Source organism: Gilliamella sp. LMG 34361 (assembly GCF_984569075.1).
In genome coordinates this window covers 3,022,133-3,041,645 of record NZ_OZ474903.1, presented here as the reverse complement: position 1 = coordinate 3,041,645, position 19,513 = coordinate 3,022,133, and the positions used below count along the sequence as shown (strand labels likewise).

Annotated in this window: 20 protein-coding genes and 1 tRNA gene; 10 read left to right on the top strand and 11 right to left on the bottom strand. The window is 34.8% G+C overall.

Annotation, left to right across the window (positions count from 1 at the left end; genetic code table 11):
• Nucleotide 1 precedes the first annotated feature (1 nt).
• The 10 genes from nuoK (at nt 2) to AC5LXI_RS14095 (ending at nt 10,069) form a co-directional block, all read left to right on the top strand.
• Entirely contained in the window at nt 2-304 is a 303-nt protein-coding gene (nuoK, locus tag AC5LXI_RS14140) for an NADH-quinone oxidoreductase subunit NuoK (protein ID WP_493442911.1), read from the top strand.
• Nucleotides 301-2,148, top strand: coding sequence for an NADH-quinone oxidoreductase subunit 5 family protein (locus tag AC5LXI_RS14135; RefSeq protein ID WP_493442910.1), 1,848 nt, complete (start codon nt 301-303; stop codon nt 2,146-2,148). The genes nuoK and AC5LXI_RS14135 overlap by 4 nt, the downstream gene beginning before the upstream one ends.
• Before the next feature lie 17 nt (nt 2,149-2,165).
• Entirely contained in the window at nt 2,166-3,707 is a 1,542-nt protein-coding gene (locus tag AC5LXI_RS14130; RefSeq protein ID WP_493442909.1) for a complex I subunit 4 family protein, read from the top strand.
• A gap of 6 nt (nt 3,708-3,713) precedes the next feature.
• Entirely contained in the window at nt 3,714-5,429 is a 1,716-nt protein-coding gene (locus tag AC5LXI_RS14125) for an NADH-quinone oxidoreductase subunit N (RefSeq protein ID WP_493442908.1), read from the top strand.
• 113 nt (nt 5,430-5,542) lie between these two features.
• Nucleotides 5,543-5,875 (top strand): preprotein translocase subunit YajC, encoded by a 333-nt coding sequence (gene yajC / locus AC5LXI_RS14120; RefSeq protein ID WP_493442907.1) that lies wholly within the window; start codon nt 5,543-5,545, stop codon nt 5,873-5,875.
• A 58-nt stretch (nt 5,876-5,933) separates the two neighbouring features.
• A complete protein-coding gene (secD, locus tag AC5LXI_RS14115; RefSeq protein ID WP_493442906.1) occupies nt 5,934-7,790 on the top strand; it encodes a protein translocase subunit SecD in 1,857 nt (618 codons plus the stop codon).
• A gap of 15 nt (nt 7,791-7,805) precedes the next feature.
• On the top strand, nt 7,806-8,801 hold the full coding sequence (gene secF / locus AC5LXI_RS14110; protein ID WP_086357530.1) for a protein translocase subunit SecF: 996 nt from the start codon (nt 7,806-7,808) through the stop codon (nt 8,799-8,801).
• 123 nt (nt 8,802-8,924) lie between these two features.
• Nucleotides 8,925-9,000 (top strand) — tRNA-Ala (locus tag AC5LXI_RS14105).
• A 168-nt stretch (nt 9,001-9,168) separates the two neighbouring features.
• Nucleotides 9,169-9,723 (top strand): integrase arm-type DNA-binding domain-containing protein, encoded by a 555-nt coding sequence (locus AC5LXI_RS14100; RefSeq protein WP_493442905.1) that lies wholly within the window; start codon nt 9,169-9,171, stop codon nt 9,721-9,723.
• A 28-nt stretch (nt 9,724-9,751) separates the two neighbouring features.
• Complete coding sequence (locus AC5LXI_RS14095) at nt 9,752-10,069, top strand: chorismate mutase (protein ID WP_493442904.1); 318 nt, start codon at nt 9,752-9,754, stop codon at nt 10,067-10,069.
• A 122-nt stretch (nt 10,070-10,191) separates the two neighbouring features.
• On the opposite strand, the gene ureG is transcribed toward AC5LXI_RS14095, so the two are convergent.
• From ureG to urtB, 11 genes are read right to left on the bottom strand one after another with little or no spacing between them, the layout of a single operon-like run.
• Nucleotides 10,192-10,809 carry an urease accessory protein UreG gene (gene ureG / locus AC5LXI_RS14090; protein WP_493442903.1) on the bottom strand — a complete coding sequence of 206 codons (618 nt, stop codon included), beginning with the start codon at nt 10,807-10,809 and terminating at the stop codon, nt 10,192-10,194.
• A gap of 41 nt (nt 10,810-10,850) precedes the next feature.
• A complete protein-coding gene (locus tag AC5LXI_RS14085; RefSeq protein WP_493442902.1) occupies nt 10,851-11,510 on the bottom strand; it encodes an urease accessory protein UreF in 660 nt (219 codons plus the stop codon).
• An 11-nt stretch (nt 11,511-11,521) separates the two neighbouring features.
• Nucleotides 11,522-11,992: an urease accessory protein UreE gene (gene ureE, locus AC5LXI_RS14080; protein WP_493442901.1), complete on the bottom strand. Its 471-nt coding sequence runs from the start codon at nt 11,990-11,992 to the stop codon at nt 11,522-11,524.
• Between the two features lie 20 nt (nt 11,993-12,012).
• The gene (gene ureC, locus AC5LXI_RS14075; RefSeq protein WP_493442900.1) at nt 12,013-13,716 is read right to left on the bottom strand and encodes an urease subunit alpha; all 1,704 of its coding nucleotides are present in this window, start codon (nt 13,714-13,716) and stop codon (nt 12,013-12,015) included.
• On the bottom strand, nt 13,709-14,038 hold the full coding sequence (locus AC5LXI_RS14070) for an urease subunit beta (protein ID WP_144189543.1): 330 nt from the start codon (nt 14,036-14,038) through the stop codon (nt 13,709-13,711). Before AC5LXI_RS14070 ends, ureC begins: the two co-directional genes overlap by 8 nt.
• A 12-nt stretch (nt 14,039-14,050) precedes the next feature.
• Nucleotides 14,051-14,353: an urease subunit gamma gene (ureA, locus tag AC5LXI_RS14065; RefSeq protein WP_065577752.1), complete on the bottom strand. Its 303-nt coding sequence runs from the start codon at nt 14,351-14,353 to the stop codon at nt 14,051-14,053.
• Between the two features lie 33 nt (nt 14,354-14,386).
• Entirely contained in the window at nt 14,387-15,229 is an 843-nt protein-coding gene (locus AC5LXI_RS14060) for an urease accessory protein UreD (protein WP_493442899.1), read from the bottom strand.
• A complete protein-coding gene (gene urtE, locus AC5LXI_RS14055) occupies nt 15,226-15,921 on the bottom strand; it encodes an urea ABC transporter ATP-binding subunit UrtE (RefSeq protein WP_493444320.1) in 696 nt (231 codons plus the stop codon). Before urtE ends, AC5LXI_RS14060 begins: the two co-directional genes overlap by 4 nt.
• The gene (gene urtD / locus AC5LXI_RS14050; protein WP_493442898.1) at nt 15,914-16,774 is read right to left on the bottom strand and encodes an urea ABC transporter ATP-binding protein UrtD; all 861 of its coding nucleotides are present in this window, start codon (nt 16,772-16,774) and stop codon (nt 15,914-15,916) included. Before urtD ends, urtE begins: the two co-directional genes overlap by 8 nt.
• The gene (gene urtC / locus AC5LXI_RS14045) at nt 16,771-17,871 is read right to left on the bottom strand and encodes an urea ABC transporter permease subunit UrtC (protein ID WP_493442897.1); all 1,101 of its coding nucleotides are present in this window, start codon (nt 17,869-17,871) and stop codon (nt 16,771-16,773) included. Before urtC ends, urtD begins: the two co-directional genes overlap by 4 nt.
• A 2-nt stretch (nt 17,872-17,873) precedes the next feature.
• Nucleotides 17,874-19,448 (bottom strand): urea ABC transporter permease subunit UrtB, encoded by a 1,575-nt coding sequence (gene urtB / locus AC5LXI_RS14040; RefSeq protein ID WP_493442896.1) that lies wholly within the window; start codon nt 19,446-19,448, stop codon nt 17,874-17,876.
• Nucleotides 19,449-19,513 lie beyond the last annotated feature (65 nt).

The following is a 19,513-nucleotide window of genomic DNA, read 5'->3' as shown; positions in this document are numbered from 1 at the left end:
CGTGATACCACTTATGTACGGGCTAATTTTTGCCTCTATCCTGTTTGTAATCGGGCTATTAGGTTTAATGATTAGACGAAATCTATATTTTTTATTGTTAAGCCTTATTATCATGAATAATGGTGTAATAACTGCACTTTTTGTTGCAAGTAGTTATTGGCAACAATCCGATGGTGAGGTTCTTGCCATTTTAGCTGTAACTACTGTTTTAGCTCAGATATGTGTCGGGTTGGCATTACTTGTCAAATTAATTTACCGACGTAAAAATTTTAACATTGATTCATTGAGTGAAATGAAAGGATGAATTTACTTTATTTAACTATCATTGTCCCATTGCTATCTTTTCTGATATTGGTCTGTTTTGGACGACAAATACAATCCATTAATGTTAAATTAATTGGGATCTGTACTATATTTATCATTTGTTTAATAGCAGCATTTTCTTGTATTGATTTTTCTACCAATACCGTACCTGACATGACACTCATTTATACTAGAAATTTATGGACTTGGTTTTCCGTCGGTGATTTTACAGTTCCGATTTCCTTAACTTTGGATGGTTTATCATTAACTTTTCTAGTACTAATTTCTTTCTTTGGTTTATTGATTTATTTCTTTGCTTCGTGTTATCTAAAATCAAAGGACGATATTTATACTTTCTATGCATATAGTAATTTACTCATAACAAGTATGTTAACAGTTGTGCTGGTTGATAATCTATTTGTGATGTTGCTTGGTTGGGAAGGTGTGAGTATAAGTACTTACTTACTTATTGGTATTTACTATAAACAAGCTCGTAATAGTTACGCTGCAGTTAAAGCATTTGTTATGATGCATTTAACCGATATTTTTCTTATCATTGGGATATTCTTACTGTATCAAACTGTAGAAACTTTAAAAATTAGTGATATTTTAATTAAAGCACATAATGATTTGGCTATTGATTCTGATATTATCTTTTGGATCACCATTATGTTGTTTCTTGGTGCTATGAGTAAGTCTGCTCTTTTTCCTATGCACACATGGTTTACAGAAACAAGATTAGCACCAATGCCAGCTATTGCATTATTACAGTCTTCTACAGTTATATTGGCAGGTGTTTATCTTGTTTTAAGACTAAGCAATTTGTTTATGATGTCTAGTGATACACTTTATGTAATGCTTTTATTTGCTTCTTTAACGGTTATATTTGCTAGTAGTGTTGCTTTAGTTCAAAATGACATAAAACGAATTGTAACCTATATTAATTTAGCTCAAATTAGTTACCTATTTTTTGCTTTTTCAACGCAAAGATGGAATTTGTCATTAAATTGTTTGATAAATTATTCTGTAACCAGTACGTTATTGATACTTGCTTCAGCAATTTTAATAAAACAATGTCAAGGTGAACGAGACATTAGCAAAATTGGTGGCTTATTAAAATCTAATCCTTTATTATACGCTATTTTTCTGATTATAATGCTTTCACTTAGTGCTATCCCTTTTGTTTCCGCATCATTTTATATTAAAGGCGATATCATCTGGGGATTAATGGCACAAGATAGTTTGATGGCAGGTACTCTTGGTTTATTAGGAGTTTTATTATCGAGTTTAAATATTTGGCGCCTAATCTTTTTAGTGTTCCATCATACCCCTAAAATTGATCAAATTATAAAAATAAAAAGCACAAATTATTATCCAATTTTTATACTGTTGATATTTACTACTGCGCTATTTATTTATTTTCCATTGCCAATACAAGGGATAATTCCAATTGCCAATTTTGATACTCAAGGGCAATTACCATTTCGGCTATTACTAAGTGCAGTGACTTTATTAAGTTTGGTCATTGCCTATATTCTTTATGCACATCCTAATAGTGAAGTTCATGAAATACTTAATACTCCAATGATTAAGTTCTTGGGAAGATTATGTAAGAGCGATTGGCGATTTGATTTTGTCTTAAATAATATTTGTGTAAAACCGTATATCTATTTAGCGAATTTTCTAAAAAAAGACCCATTAGCGATATGGGATAATTGGATAATGCTTGGTATCAAGAAAATAAACTCATATATCGTTAGTTTAGAAAACGGACAGATACGATGGTATATGGTTTCAATGGTTATAGGCAGCATTATTATATTAATGTTATTGATTTTCATTTAATAAAGGTGTGAACTTTCATGTTGTTATGGCTTGTCTTCTTACCTGTAATTGGCGGATTCATTAGTTGGTTATCTAATGTATTCTTACAAAGAATCGTAGTCTCAACCGATGTACAATTGCGTTGGCAACGTTTACCAATGATGGCTGCTTTCACGACTATATCAATCACGTTAATCTTAGCTATAATTTTATGGATAAATGCTATAAATGTAGAACCAGATTTAAGTTGGAGTAAAGAAGTTAATATTGACTGGATTCCATTACTTGGCATTCATTTTCATCTTGTATTGGATGGTCTATCGTTGGTAGTAATTACTTCGACACTCTTTATTGTGTTATTAGTTATTGTTTATTCTAGTAAAGAAAACCTCAATAACGTTGGATTGTTTTACTTATGTGTATTATTTATGACATCAGCCATTATGATGTTATTTGTAATTACTGATCTCTTTTTAATGTTTTTCTTTTGGGAAGCTGTAGCTATTCCAATTTATTTTTTAATTACATTGTGGGGAAGACGTGATTTAAATTCTCAATTACGCTTCAATGGAGCTAGCAAATTTTTAATCTATACACAAATAAGTAGTTTATTAATGCTAATATCTATTGTTTCATTAGCATTGATTAATTGGGATTTAACAGGGCAGTGGACTTTTGATTATCAAATTCTAACTAAAACACCTATTTCAAGTAATACCGAATTTTTATTAATGTTAGGATTTCTAGCCGCTTTTGTTATACGTATTCCGTTAGTTCCATTTCATAATTGGTTTATTGAAGCGCATATTGAATCTTCAATAACCGGTTCAATGATGGTAAGCGGTTTATTGCTCAACACCGCAACTTTTGGTTTATTGCGTTTTGTGATACCACTTTTCCCTAATGCATCTTTAGCCATTATGCCTATTATTTCAATACTGGCTATGTTTACTGTTTTTTATGCTGCTTTACTTGCATTCAATCAAACTGATATTAAAAAATTAATTGCTTATATCCACATCGCTTTAATGGGATTTGTCACCGCAATTATTTATAGTGGTTCGGTGATAGCGTTTCAAGGTGTCGTTATTCAAATGATAGCCATAAATTTAGCCATCGTAGGTATGTTTATGATTAGTGGACTATTGGCTGAATGCTATTTAACGCGAAATATTAACCAATTTATTGGATTAAAAGAACAAGTTAGGTATTTATCTTCTTTTACCTTATTTTTTATGTTAGCTGTATTAGGCATACCAGGTACTGCTAATTTTGTTGGTAATTATATGATGTTATTAGGTAGTTTCACTTCATATTCTTATTATACAATTTTGTTGGTAATTGGGTTATTGTTACTATCAATTTCTTTAATTATTCGCATGCAGCCTATTTTTTATGGAGTAGTGAATAAAGTAGACATGACCAAGCATTTTCTAAGTAAAAAAGATATTTTATTATTATCTAGTTTATTGATTGCGCTTATTTTTATCGGACTATATCCTAAAGTAGTATTAGATTTATCTTATTCTACCGTCAACCAAACACAGCAGTATATAACAGCAGAACGAGTGGGAGAGTAATAATTTATGATAGCTTTATTGCCAATATTCATATTGAGCTTCGCCATAATTGTTTTGCTCATCGCGCTGTTTGTTTTTAAAGTAGGGACAAAAAGAAGCGCTATTTTAGCTATATCAGGATTAATATGCGCTTTAATTTGTTCTTCTATTTTAGGTTTTAATATTTCTTATAATACCCCAGTAATAACAGATATTAGTAGCGACAATATGCAAATATCTGTACCTACTTCACAAGATTCAAATGATACTGATTTATCAATAGAGTCGACTAGAGCTGTTGACACAGTACCAGCAGAGCAAGATATAACACCTACCGAAAATGAGCAAAATTCAGAGCCGACGGTTCAACAAAGTAATGATTTTGTAGCTCCTGATCAAAATGTTATTGATAACTCACAGGTTGATAATAATAATGAATGGAGTGCTCATCAGGTTACAGCGCTATTTACTTGCGATGGCTATGGATTACTTTATACCAGCTTAATTTTGATTATCTCAATTGTGGTTGCTTCATTAGCTTATCAATGGTTTGTTCAAGAACTTGTCGAACATGGTTTATTCTATATAATTTTATTATTTATGGCATTAGGTGGGGTAACGTTAGTTTATGCTAGCCATTTAATGTCGTTCTTCCTAGGTGTCGAATTACTTTCGATTCCATTTGTTGGATTAATCGGTTATCAATATATACAAACGCATGCATTAGAAGCGGCTATCAAATATATGATTTTATCGGCAATTGCGAGCTCGTTTTTGCTAATGGGTATAGCTTTCTATTATGCAACTACTGGTGAACTTACCTTTAGTGGTTTAAGTTACCAGTTATCAACAATGACTTATCAAAGTACATTATTACTAATTGGAATCTGTTTAATATTAGTTGGAATTGGTTTCAAACTCTCGCTAGTACCTTTTCAACTTTGGCTACCTGATGTTTACCAAGGTGCCCCAACAGTTGTTGCATTATTATTATCAACAGTAGGAAAAGTGGCAGTATTTTGTGCTATAGCAAGGTTATTTTTACTTGCACCGATTGTTAACAATGAAACAATTCGCATTATACTGGTTATTATGGCTTTTTGCTCAATACTATGGGGAAATTTGTTTGCTTTAATGCAAAGTAGCTTAAAGCGGTTATTAGCTTATTCATCCATAGCACATTTTGGATATTTATTGCTCGCTTTAATTGCAGTCCAATATCAAGTGCTAGCTTTAGAAACGATTGGCGTTTATTTAATTGGTTACATTCTTGCCAACATCTGTGTTTTGGGCGTTATCAGTTTAGAATCACACTCTAATGAATTGCAGGATCATGAAAACGAAGTCGATCTTTCAGGGTTATTCTGGCGTCGTCCCGTTTTAGCTTTAGCAATGGGGATAGGGTTACTTTCTTTAGCTGGTGCTCCACTTACAGCGGGTTTTGTTGGACGATTTCTTCTAATATTATTAGGTGTGACAGCGGAACTGTGGTGGTTAATTGCTGCTGTAGTTATTGGTAGTGCATTAGGACTTTATTTTTATGCAAGACTTATTCTCAACCTTTATATCAAACCAATTAATGATGAGCAATTGAATTATAATCCAGACATTAGATTAAAATGGCAAGATATAAAAATAAGTGAACTGCTAATAGTTCTTGCAACAGTTTTAACTATTTTATGTGGTGTTTATCCTAAATGGTTATTTAATTTAGTTAGTATGGCACAATATTTAACGGCTTAATTGTTTTTGCTACTGGCTATAAAAGATATCGGCAAGAAATAGTTAATAATCGATTTATTTATTGTGTTATAATTTTTCACTTTGATATTTTTATAAAAATTAAGAGGACCAATATGGACTTTTTTATTTCTAATGCATATGCAGCAGATGGCGCAGCTGCTGAAACAAACCCTTATTTTTTACCTATTATGTTAGTGGTGTTTGGGTTATTTTTCTATTTTATGATTATGCGTCCACAACAAAAACGCGCTAAAGCCCATCGTGAGTTAATGGCTGCTATTTCAAAAGGTGATGAAGTATTAACTAATGGTGGACTTATTGGTCGAGTATCAAAAGTTAATGAAAATGGTTATATTGTGTTAGAGTTAAATGATACAAATGAAGTTGTTATCAAACGTGACTTCATCACATCAGTATTACCAAAAGGAACAATGAAATCATTATAATAGATTTTGCTATTATAATTCATTGTATTAATTATCTAATCCCACAAGAGAATATGTCGTGCTAAATCGCTATCCTTTGTGGAAGTACATTATGTTGGTCGTCGTGATTTGCGTCGGCCTACTTTATGCTCTTCCAAATATTTATGGTGAAGATCCCGCTATACAAATTTCAGGTTCAAATAGTGCCGAAATTAATGTTGCTACGCAAGATAAAGTCAAACAACTTTTGGTGAAAAATCAAATTGAACCTAAATCACTGGTTTATGAAAATAAATCTATTTTAATTCGTTTAAGTGATAATGATACACAGCTGAAAGCTAAGGAATTAATATCACAAGAATTAGGTGATGATTATACTGTTGCCCTAAATCTAGCGCCTGCAACACCATCATGGTTAACGATGATTGGTGCCGAACCCATGAAATTAGGGCTCGATTTGCGTGGCGGTGTGCATTTCTTAATGGAAGTAGATATGACTACTGCGTTAAGTAAATTGACAGAACAATCGATTGAAAATTTAAAAGCAGAGTTCAATAAAAATAATTTAAAGTACAAAGCATTAAATAAAAGTGATAATCAACAAATTTTGATGCAATTCGATAATACAGAAGATCGAAACAAAGCCATTACTAAAATTAATGGATTGCAAGATTATGAATTAACTTCGCAAAGTGAAAATAGCATCGTTATTAGTGTTAGCCAACAGCGCTTGCAACAAGCAAAAAGTGATGCTGTACAACAAAATACCACTATTTTGCGTAATCGTGTTAATCAATTAGGTGTTGCTGAACCAATTGTTCAACGTCAAGGCTCTGATCGTATTGTTGTTGAGTTACCTGGTATTCAAGATACTGCATTAGCTAAACGAATTTTAGGTGCAACTGCAACCCTCGAGTTTAGACAAGTAAATGAAGATGGTTCAACTAATTTAGAAGCTATTTTAAAAGGTGAAATGCGTGTTCCATATGGTTCTGAAATAAAATATATGGAAAATGGTCGTCCGGTCTTACTTTATAAACGTGTGGTATTAACGGGTGATCATATTACCGATTCTTCATTTAGAGTAAATGAATATAGCCAGCCTGAAGTTTCTATTAACTTAGATAGTGCTGGCGGCAAAACTATGCTTGATTTCACGCAGAAACATCTGAAAAAAGCAATGGCAACATTATTTGTTGAATATAAAGATACTGGAAAACGTGATGAAAATGATAAACCTATTCTTGAAAAACAAGAGAGAGTTATCAATGTAGCAACGATCCAAGGTATTTTTAGTGACCGATTCCAAGTAACTGGGATTAGTAGTGTTGATGAAGCTAGAAACTTATCACTACTATTAAGAGCCGGTGCATTGATTGCGCCGATCCAAATAATCGAAGAACGTACCGTTGGGCCATCAATGGGGCAAGAAAATATCACTCAAGGTTTAGAATCTTGTGTATGGGGATTATTGATTTCGGTAATCTTTATGTTGGTGGTATATCGTTTATTTGGTGTATTTGCTAGCCTTGCATTAGTTGCAAACTTAATTCTAATTGTTGGTGCAATGTCTTTATTACCTGGGGCAACATTAAGTATGCCAGGTATTGCCGGTATTGTACTAACTGTAGGTATGGCAGTTGATGCGAATGTTTTAATTAATGAGCGTATAAAAGAAGAGCTCAGTAATGGTCGAGGCGTGCAACATGCAATTAACGAAGGTTATGCTGGCGCTTGGAGTAGTATTTTTGATGCCAATATTACCACATTAATAACTGCGATTATTCTTTATGCAGTAGGTACAGGTTCTATCAAAGGCTTTGCCATTACATTAGGTATCGGTATTGTAACATCGATGTTTACCTCGATCGTAGGGACTCGAGCTCTGGCCAATCTTATTTATGGTGGTCGTCGCGTCAATAAGTTATCAATTTAGAGGTTTATTGTGACTATTAATAAAAAAGAAAATCATGATGTTAGAGAATTAAATCATGGACGAAGAGTACTCGACTTTTTAAAATTTGGCTTCATCGCTTTTGTTATCTCAATGTTATTGGTTGTTGCTTCATTTGTGGTTGTTCTTGTTAAAGGCTTTAATCTTGGACAGGATTTTACCGGTGGCACCACAGTTGAACTGACAGTAACTAAAGCCGTAAATCTTGATGATTTACGTAATAGTTTACGTGATGCAGGTTATCATGAACCAGTCGTTCAGTATTATGGCAGCAGTAAAGATATTATTATCCGTTTAGCCACCGCCAATCAAAATGAGGGTAGTGCATCATCTGCAATTGATAATGCATTAGGTACTAAAATCTCTAATTTAGTACATAAAGATATTGATAGTAATGCTGAAATTAAGCGAGTTGAATTCGTCGGTCCTACGGTTGGTAATGAATTAGCACAGGATGGCATTTTGGCGATCTGTGCAGCATTAATTTGTATCTTAATCTATATTGCATTTCGATTTGAATGGCGATTTGGTACTGGTGCTGTTGTAGCATTAGCGCATGACGTAGTTATTACCGCTGGCTATTTATCACTCTTTGATCGTGAATTAGATTTAACCATTATTGCAGCAATGTTATCTATAATTGGTTATTCACTTAATGATACTATCGTTGTATTCGATCGAATTCGTGAGAATTTTAGAAAAATACGACGTGCGTCGCCATATGATGTTATCAACATCTCATTAACTCAAACATTACATCGAACCTTAATGACATCTGGCACAACGTTAGCCGTTGTTATTATCTTATATATTTTCGGTGGTTCAATGTTAAAAGGTTTCTCTGAAACATTAGGGGTTGGTATTGTGTTAGGTACAATTTCATCAATTTATGTAGCAGCATATATGTCGCTTAAATTAGGTGTGAAACGTGAACACTTTATGCCACCAAAAGTTGAAGCAGAAGGCGCGGATCAAAACGCAATTTTACGTTAATCATTCAAGCTCTGTCATAGCCTGACAGAGCTTTGTTAGCTTTTTTTTTGAGCAAATAATATTAATTTATTTGACACCCTTTAACTAGTTGCATATTATTAGCCACAGTTTTTCATCCCTTTAGGGGCCATAGCTCAGCTGGGAGAGCGCAACGCTGGCAGCGTTGAGGTCAGGGGTTCGATCCCCCTTGGCTCCACCAATTCACTATTTACTAACATTCTTTTAAATCCTTTAAAGCAGATCAAAATCAATAGACACTAGGCTTAAAGCCTGTTTTGTTATTCATTAAGCATCAGTAAGATACATGTACAACCAGAATTTTTAGGTATATGCGTAGGTATACGAACACAATATACCTAAAATCATTATGGCAAGAAAGACTCTACCATTAACCGACACACAAATAAAAGCAGCCAAGCTAAGAGATAAGGATTATTCATTATTTGATGGTGGTGGTATGTATCTATTAATCAAAGCGAATAACTCTAAGATTTGGCGTTTTAAGTATATGCGCCCGTATACCCAAAAAGGGGCATTAATAAGTTTTGGTAGTTATCCCGAAGTTTCACTACAGCAAGCGCGAAAACAGCGAGACGAAGCACGAGAACTCATTAAACAAGGTATAGATCCTCAAGAACATAAAGCCGAACTAGAACAGTGCAAGCAAGATGAAATAACCAGTACGTTTAAAAAGGTAGCTTCTGACTGGTTTAAAGTTAAGAGTAGTAAAGAATTAACTGAAATTACATTAAAAAGTATTTGGAACTCATTAGAGTTACATATTTTCCCTTACATCGGTAATAGTTCCATCTTCAAATTAAAGGCAAAGGACTTCATCAAAGTTATGGAGCCATTAAGAGCAAGTGGCTCCAAATTCTGCAATTTAAATCCTTTTAGAAATATTTATACAGTGCTAAGATAGCAAAATGAGCAATTACTAGTCGTTAAATATGATTCAATACAATCCAAATATCTTAGCAAATGAATGTCGTGATATGAATGATATTCGGGCAGAAATTGATAATATCGATCATTTGGTAATACAATTACTCGCAACTCGTTTTGACTATGTTAAAGCAGCCAGTCAGTTCAAAATAAATGCCATCGATGTTCAAGCTAAAGAACGTTTTAATAGTATGCTTGAGCAACGTAAGCTTTGGGCTGATGAGTTAGGTCTCAATGGCGATGTCATTAAAGAATTGTATGCTAACTTAGTTAGATATTTTATTGATGAAGAATTAAAGTATTTTCAACATAAAGAAAAATAATTACGTTAACTTGTTATTAAAGCTTTAATTTAAGCTTATTAATTGCTAGGTTAAATGTTTATGCTTAGTTCTTAACTTCCCCAACATTATTTATTTGGATAATGTTAGGTATGTGATAAAACTTATTTAAATAACCCATTGATTTCAATAAATTCAATGACTTTATCTAATCCTTGTTTAGTCCGTAAATTAGTAAATGCCCATGGTTTATCAATACGCATTTTATTAGTATCAGATTCCATCACGGCTAAAGAAGCACCGACATAGGGAGCCAGATCAATTTTATTAATGACTAAAAAGTCTGATTTAGTTATACCCGGTCCGCCTTTTCTTGGAATTTTCTCGCCTTCAGCAACATCAATAACGTAAATAGTCAGATCGGCCAATTCAGGGCTAAACGTTGCACTAAGATTGTCACCTCCACTTTCGATAAAAATAATATCTAAATCGGAAAATTTTTCCATTAATCCTTCAACGGCAGCTAAATTCATTGAAGCATCCTCGCGAATTGCCGTATGTGGGCAGCCACCAGTTTCAACACCAACAATACGTTCTGGCTCTAAAGCTTTTGCATCGGTTAAAATTCGCTGATCTTCTTTTGTATAAATATCATTTGTCACAACGGCTAATTGATATTTATTGCGCATGGTTTTACAAAGCATTTCAAGCAGGGCTGTCTTACCTGACCCCACCGGTCCCCCAACTCCAATTCTTAGTGGTGTATGAGCAATGGTATTCATAATATCTTCTCTTATTCTATAATTTTAATAACTCGGTTAATTTATGATCTAAATAGTCTAGAGTATTGGTTTTCGTGGCAACTACTGGCAATAGCTATTAAAGGAGAACCCGCGCCAATATCATTATCTTCAATTGCATTCGCCTGTGTAATTATTGAAGGTAATAATGTTGATAACTGATAAATCAGTTGTTGTCCTGCTTGTTGTCCCAAAGGGACTAGTTTTATTGCTGCCATAATATTGCTTTCGAGCCAACTGTAACTCCAACTTATTTGTAGATCTTCTAATGAAATTTTACTGGTCGCTCCATACCAAGCAAATCCAGCAAGTTGTGACTGTATTAATAAATTTTGCCATGGATGAATAAACCCTAATCCTTCTAGGAATCGAAAAAAGGCTTTGCCTCGTTGCTGTTCTTCAAGTCTTAATTCACTTGTTTCTCGTTGACGTAGTAAATTTTTGAGCCAATCACTAAAACCTTGTTCATCTTGATTGATAGTACATTGATATAGTCGAGCCAAAATAGGTAAGTCACAAAAGCGCAATGTGCTATACATTTGCTGTAATAGCCAATCTTTGGTTTCGATTTGGTTAGTCACCCATTTGGCTTCAACTGCCCATTCTAATCCTTGAGAATAGGTGAATCCTCCAACAGGTAAGTTGGCACTGGCTAATTGTAAGTTACGTAAATATTGCAGCATGTTTTTTTATCTTAATGATGATGATGGTGGCCAATAGCACTACTTTGATAGGCTCCAGCTTCCGGTTCAAATGGAGCTTGTTCAACCCGTACTTTAATTCCTAATTGTGTTAGCATTTCATCCAACACATGATCATGTTGATAACGAACAAAGTCTGTAGCAATTTGTAACGGAACATGACGATTACCTAAATGGTAACATGCTCTGGCTAACAACAATTTATCATTGCAGTAGGCTGTGGATACATTTTCGTTTGCAGCCAATACTTCAATAATTATTGATTCATCCTCTGTTGCAAGATAATCACCACCGCGAATTAATAAACCTCTAGGTAATATAACACCTGCTTGCTGACCACTGTTAAGAACTATTTTGATGCGACTTTTTATGCGGCTATCAATATCTAATGTAGTACGGTCTTTGACAGACTGTAGTTGTGTTTTTGTTAATGGTTTAGTAAGTATCTTTGTCAAAATTATCATGATGTTATATTCTCAATTTATTAAAATAAAAAGTATCTCTGTGCCATTGGTAAGATAGATGCAGCTTCACAACTCAATAGATTGTTATCGGCTTTTACTTCATACGTTTGTGCATCCACTTCAATATTGGGTTGCCATGCATTATGTATCATGTCTTGTTTTTTAATCTGTCGGCAATTTTTTGCCACACCAATCAAACTTTTTAATCCTAAATTTTGCGCTACATTTAAATCGGCAGCTGCTTGTGAAATGAATGTCATTCTGGATAAAGAACCTGCTTTACCTAAGGTTGCAAACATTGGGCGATAGTGTACGGGTTGTGGTGTGGGAATTGAGGCATTAACATCACCCATTTCGGCGTAAGCTATCATTCCTGCTTTAAGAATTAAACTTGGTTTGACGCCGAAAAAAGCGGGTTGCCAAATGACAAGATCGGCTAATTTTCCTACTTCTATAGATCCCACTTCATGACTTATACCATGGGTAATAGCAGGATTTATCGTGTACTTAGCCAGATAGCGTTTAACCCTAAAATTATCATTTTGTTCATTATCCGGAGGTAATGCACCACGTTGTACTTTCATTTTATGAGCTGTTTGCCATGTTCTTATAATAACTTCGCCAACACGCCCCATGGCTTGTGAATCTGATGAGATCATCGAAAATGCACCTAAATCATGTAGTATATCTTCTGCGGCAATGGTTTCTCTGCGTATCCTTGATTCAGCAAAAGCGACATCTTCTGCAATTCCGGCATCGAGATGGTGACAAACCATCAACATATCTAAATGTTCATCTATGGTATTGATGGTATAAGGGCGGGTAGGATTAGTCGAGGAAGGTAAAATATTTGCATAACCACAGGCTTTAATGATATCCGGTGCATGACCACCTCCGGCCCCTTCTGTATGATAAGTATGAATGGTTCTATCACCAATGGCCGCTAAGGTGTCTTCAACAAAACCTGACTCATTGAGGGTATCGGTATGAATAGCAACTTGTACATCCATTTTATCTGCTACATCAAGGCAATTACTAATTGCTTGTGGTGTTGAGCCCCAATCTTCATGTAATTTTAAGCCAATAGCGCCAGCATTGACTTGTTCGATTAATGGTTCGATAACACTGCAATTACCTTTAGCTAACAATCCAATATTCACAGGCAAATTATCACAAGCTTGTAACATTTTTTCGATATGCCATTTGCCCGGGGTGCAAGTGGTTGCGTTGGTTCCTGTTGCTGGACCGGTACCACCACCGATAAATGTGGTTATTCCTGAGCAAATAGCCTCTTCGGCTTGTTGTGGGCATATCAAATGGATATGAGAGTCAATTCCGCCTGCTGTAACAATGCTATTTTCGCCAGCAATAATTTCAGTGCTAGCGCCAATAGCAATGGTTATATCTGGTTGTATATCAGGATTTCCCGCTTTACCAATAGCTAAAATACGTCCATTTTTAATGCCAATATCAGCTTTAACAATTCCCCAATGATCAATAATTAAAGCATTGGTTATTACAACATCAGCAACCAAATCTGCACATAATTGGCTTTGTCCCATGCCATCACGGATCACTTTCCCACCACCAAATTTAACCTCTTCACCATAAGTAGTAAAATCTTGCTCAACTTGTATCCATAACTCGGTGTCGGCTAAGCGAACTTTATCTCCTATGGTTGGGCCAAACATTTCTGCATACGCTTGTCTAGAAATATTACTCATTTTCAATTCCTTTATTATCTAATGCACCCATTACTGCGCCTTGGAATCCATATACTTGCCTTTTACCAGCCAGTTCAACTAACACTACAGTACGACTTTGGCCTGGCTCAAATCGTACCGCTGTACCGGCTGCAATATCTAAGCGATATCCATAGCTTTTGGCTCGCTCAAATTTTAAGGCTTGATTAACCTCGAAAAAATGATAATGAGAACCTATTTGAATCGGTCTATCACTATGATTAGCAACTGTTATTTGAATGGTTTTACGATTTTTATTTAATTCAATATTACCGGCTTGTACAATCACTTGGCCTGGAATCATATAATTTACCTTTTAAATAATAGGATTATGAACAGTAACTAATTTAGTACCATCAGGAAATGTTGCTTCAACCTGAACATCTTGGATCATATCGGCAACTCCCTCCATTACGTCGTTACGCGTTAAGACCTTTCGTCCTAAATTCATTAATTCAGTAACGGTTAAACCATCTCTAGCACCTTCTAAAATTGCGGCACTAATTAGTGCTATTGATTCAGGATAATTTAATTTTACCCCTCGCGCTTTTCGCCTTTCGGCTAGTAGTGCTGCTGTAAACAGTAATAATTTGTCTTTTTCTCTCGGAGTTAGTTTCATCGTTATTTTCTCATCGTATTTATAATAATTAAGCTAGGTTGCCCAAATTCGAGGTGGACATGCGGGTAAATTGATAATTAACGGACGCAATAATGCCCATAATTGGTGTAAATATTGTTGGCAAATTTGGTTATCATTTGCTAGCAAGCGAACGGTCAATAATTGTCCTAAAGCAGTTGCACCGATTGGACCCCTACTATTTTCAAGTCTTTTTTGCACTTGTTGTAAAATGGCTAGATTAATCGGATAGGCAAATAAAGTTGCACTATATGTGTAATTACCTATAGGAGCACAATTACCATCAATAATTTTTAAGTGCTCATCAAGACCTAATTCATCTGGTAAATTAATTGTCAGACGGCTTTTGATATTACCTTGTTCAAATTTTTCATGCATAACTGGTCGACCAAAGCACAAGTTTTCCCAACCTAGCAATCGACTTCCTAAGGCTAAATTAAATTCAGTTGTTAAATTAGCGTTGCTGCCATTAAAAAAAATATTTTCTTGAGGTAACCATTCAATAATACTATCAGATGCTAAAGTCACTTTTTGTTTTAACTGCGCAATATTATTGTGACTACGATAATATTTACTGGCTCCGGGCATAGTCATTAATAGATGGCTATCGTGATCTAAAAAAATATCTAGCTCAAGTTTATCGCCCCCCACAATTCCCCCCGGAGGATGGAGTAAATATATATGGCAAGGTTTTCCTTCTGGATAGAATGGCCGTTGTATAGTTAAAGGCCCTTGTTGTTGACGATCAACTAACTCAGTTCGCTGTAGTTCACCATTTCCAAAACGGTTAGCAAAAGATAGTGATAGTTTACCTAACCAGCCATTAGCATTGTTTTTAGCTGTATTGTTTTGAATCATACTGTTAAATAATTTTTAATTAAATCTGGTGTTAATTGTGCTAAGCAACCATTGGCAATATTACGTCCACGATCAAGCAAATAAAAATCATCAGCAACCATTTGAATAAAAGGTAATTTTTGTTCGACCAATAGTACAGTTAAGCCTAGTTCATGATTAAGGCGATTAATGATCGAACCTATATCATGTACGATATTGGGTTGAATCCCTTCAGTCGGTTCATCTAAAATTAATAAAGAAGGTTCGATAACCAGTGCTCTACCAATGGCTAATTGCTGTTGCTGTCCTCCAGACAGATCGCCGCCACGACGGTTTCTCATCTCTTTTAATACTGGAAATAGTGAATAAACTAAATCAGGTATTTTTGCTGATCGTGATCTTTTAGCCGCAAGACCAACTCGCAAATTCTCTTCAACAGTTAATTGAGAAAAGATTTGTCTTCCTTGTGGCACATAACCTATCCCCATATAGGCACGAGTCTCGATAGATTTATGGGTGATATCGGTGTCTTTAAATTGTATATTGCCTTTTTTGATTTTTAAATTTCCCATAATAGACTGTACTAGAGTAGTTTTGCCAACGCCATTACGCCCCATTAGACATGTACATTTACCTTTGGCTAAACACAGATCGATATCCCATAAAATGTGTGTTTGTCCATAAAATTGATTGACGTTAGATAATTTAAGCAACATTAACGTTCCTCCCAGTAGTAGATTGTCCTAAATAGACCTCAATTACTTTAGGATTATTTTGTACTTGCTCCATTTTACCTTCCGCCAAGATAGAACCCTGATGTAATACCGAAACCGTTTTGGCAATTTGTCTGACGAAATCCATATCATGTTCAACAACAATTAACGTATGTTTGCCGGCTAACGAATTTAATAATTCTGCGGTTTTATCCATTTCTTGAGTTGTCATCCCGGCAACGGGCTCATCAACTAATAGTAGTTGAGGCTTTTGCATTAATAACATTCCTAATTCTAACCACTGTTTTTGTCCATGAGATAAAATAGCTGCATATTCATTTCGCATCTCCATTAAACCGATTAGTAAAAGTATCTCTTCTATCTGTTCTTGTTCTATCTGGTTAACTTGATGTCGAAGAGTGTGCCAAACTGTTTTTTTCCCTGCATTTGCTATCATTAAATTGTCATTCACAGTTAAGGCTTCGAATACGGTCGGTTTTTGAAATTTACGACCGATACCGGCTTGGGCAATTTGTGGTTCATCCATAGTTAATAAATTGAGTTTTTGACCAAACCATGCTGTGCCTGCTTGTGGTTTTGTTTTACCAGTGATTACATCCATCATGGTAGTTTTACCGGCGCCATTAGGACCAATAATACAGCGTAATTCACCTTGTTTAATATAAAGATTCAATTCATTAATCGCTTTAAAGTTATCAAAACTAACATTAATACCTTCCAAGTAAAGAATAATACCTTTAGTGGTATCCAAATCTGGTTGAGGAAATGCTTCAAAATCTTTAAGCAAAGGAGAGGCCGATTTTAATTTTTTATTTGAACTATTTTTATTCATATATTTGCCTCCAATGGTTTTAGTTTGTATTTTTTAGATATAGTTAGATTGATTAAACCAACAATACCTTTTGGAAGAAATAAAGTAACTAATACAAACAGAAGGCCTAAAGCAAATAGCCATTGGTCAGGGAACCATACGGTGAAAAGTGATTTGCAATAATTAACTAAAAATGCACCAACAATAGCGCCATATAAAGTCGCTCGTCCGCCGACAGCAACCCAAACGACAATTTCGATTGAGTTTAGAGGTAGAAATTCAATAGGTGTGATAATTCCTACTTGTGGCACATATAAAGCTCCTGCAATACCAGCTAGTATGGCTGAAAAAGTAAAAACAGCTAATTTGATATTTTCAACTCGATATCCAACAAACCTAATGCGTGGTTCGGCATCTCGAATAGCAATAATCACTTTACCCAATTTACTTTTGATTAATTGATAACATATCAGATAACTAATAACGACAGCTATTAACGTAATAAGTAATAATGTTATCCGCATTCCATTACTGGTGATTGAAAAACCTAATAAATATTTAAAGTTAGTCAGACCATTATCACCACCAAATCCCATCTCATTGCGTTGGAACGCTAACATTAATGCAAAGGTGAGTGCTTGTGTAATAATTGAAAGGTAAACTCCAGAAACACGGGAACGAAATGTCATATAACCGAATATAAAAGCTAATAATCCAGGTACTAGCATAATTAATAGCAAAGTAATTAAAAAATTATCTGATCCTTGCCAATACCAAGGTAAACTTTGCCAATTAATAAATGAGGCAAATTCAGGCACAATGGTCGAACCATCTTCTCCTTGTACAGATAAATACATTCCCATCATATAACCACCCAGTGCAAAAAAGGCACCGTGACCTAAGCTTAGAATGCCTAAATACCCCCAAACTAAATCAACTGATAACGCAAGTAAGGCATAACATAAGTACTTACTGACTAAAATAATGGTCTGATTTCCGACATAAAATAGACTATTGGTTGGAAAAAAAAGATTAGCCATCACTAAATAGATGACTAATAAAGTTAGGCAAAATAGTACATAACGCCCATTATCTTGATTAAAATATTTCGTTAACATATTTATCCCTCTACAGCTCGACCACGTTGTGGGAAAAGACCACGAGGTCGTTTTTGAATAAATAGTACTAAACTAATAAGTACCATAATCTTAGCTAGCATGGCTCCGGTAATTGGTTCTAAGAATTTATTGGCTAATCCTAAAGTTAAACCGGCTATTAACGTCCCCCATAAATTACCAACACCGCCAAATACCACCACCATAAATGAATCAATAATATAATTTTGCCCAAGATTAGGACCAACATTGGTGATTTGTGATAGCGCAACTCCCGCAAGCCCCGCAATGCCTGAACCTAGCCCAAAGGTTAATGCATTTACCCAGCTAGCTTTAACCCCTAAACATCTTGCCATTAGTGGATTCATCGAAATAGCTCGGACATTAAGTCCTAAAGCTGTTTTTTTCATAATCAATAACAAAATAATGAAAATGGTTAAACTAAAACCAATAACATATAGTCGATTAATCGTGAGCGATAAAAAGTCATTAACCTGAATTGAACCTTGCATCCAACTAGGCGTGATTATTGCTTTATTTAACGGTGAAAATATTGTTCTGAATAACTGTTGTAATAATAGACTGATACCAAAAGTGGCGAGTAGGGTTTCGAGAGGTCTACCATATAGATATCTAATGACGCTTATTTCTATTAACATTCCTACCGCACCGCAAACCAAAAATGCAGCAGGAATAGAGAGAATTAACGCTATGCCGGGATAATTAGGCAATAGTTGTTGCATCACGTATGTGGTATATGCGCCAATCATAATTAATTCACCATGCGCCATATTAATCACGCCCATAACTCCAAAGGTAATAGCGAGTCCAATGGCGGCAAGTACAAGTACTGCACCTAAACTAATACCAAAATAGACTTGTTCAGTTTTTTCATACATCGCCTTTTTTTGGGTTAATTTATCAAGTAGTTTTTTTGCCGTATCTTTGACGATTTGTGAATCATTGGTTGCAGTTAATTGTTGTAGTTTCTGAACAAAAATAGGGCTAGTCACATGACTAAGTTGTGTCAGCAGAACCAAACATTCATTTTCATCGCAATTTGTCAGCTTTGCGAATGATAATGCTTCAAGTAATCGCTGTTTAACTTCACTATCTTGTTCTTGTGCTAACCTTTCAACAATGACATTCATTTGTGATGGTGATTGAATATGTCCAAAAAGTTCTTTTGCTGCAATACGTCTTGTTGGAATAGTATTACTACTCAGTTTCATTTGAAGTTGATATTCGGCAACTAATTGGCGAATATTATTGTTTATCGCAATACGTTTAAACTTATTTTTAGGCACATCCAGTACTTGCTTGTTATTCCAATTAACAAATTGATTATCTTTTTTTATAGCTAGTGTACTATTGGTCTCCAGCCAGTATAAGTTACCTTCAACTAATGCATTGAAAAGAGGCTGTATTGTTGCATCATTTTCCTTAATCATTTCACTGATTAATTGTTGTTTTTCAGTTAGTGAACCTTTGGCTAGTCGCTGTTCAAAATGTTCTGGTAGTAGCGCTGTTGCTAGATTGGCGATCATCCATAACAGACAAATCAATATCATTCTTTTCATTATTTATTCCTATGCTTCTGCTTGTTATATTGATTAACCAGTAATCGTTTTGCATTTGCATCTTT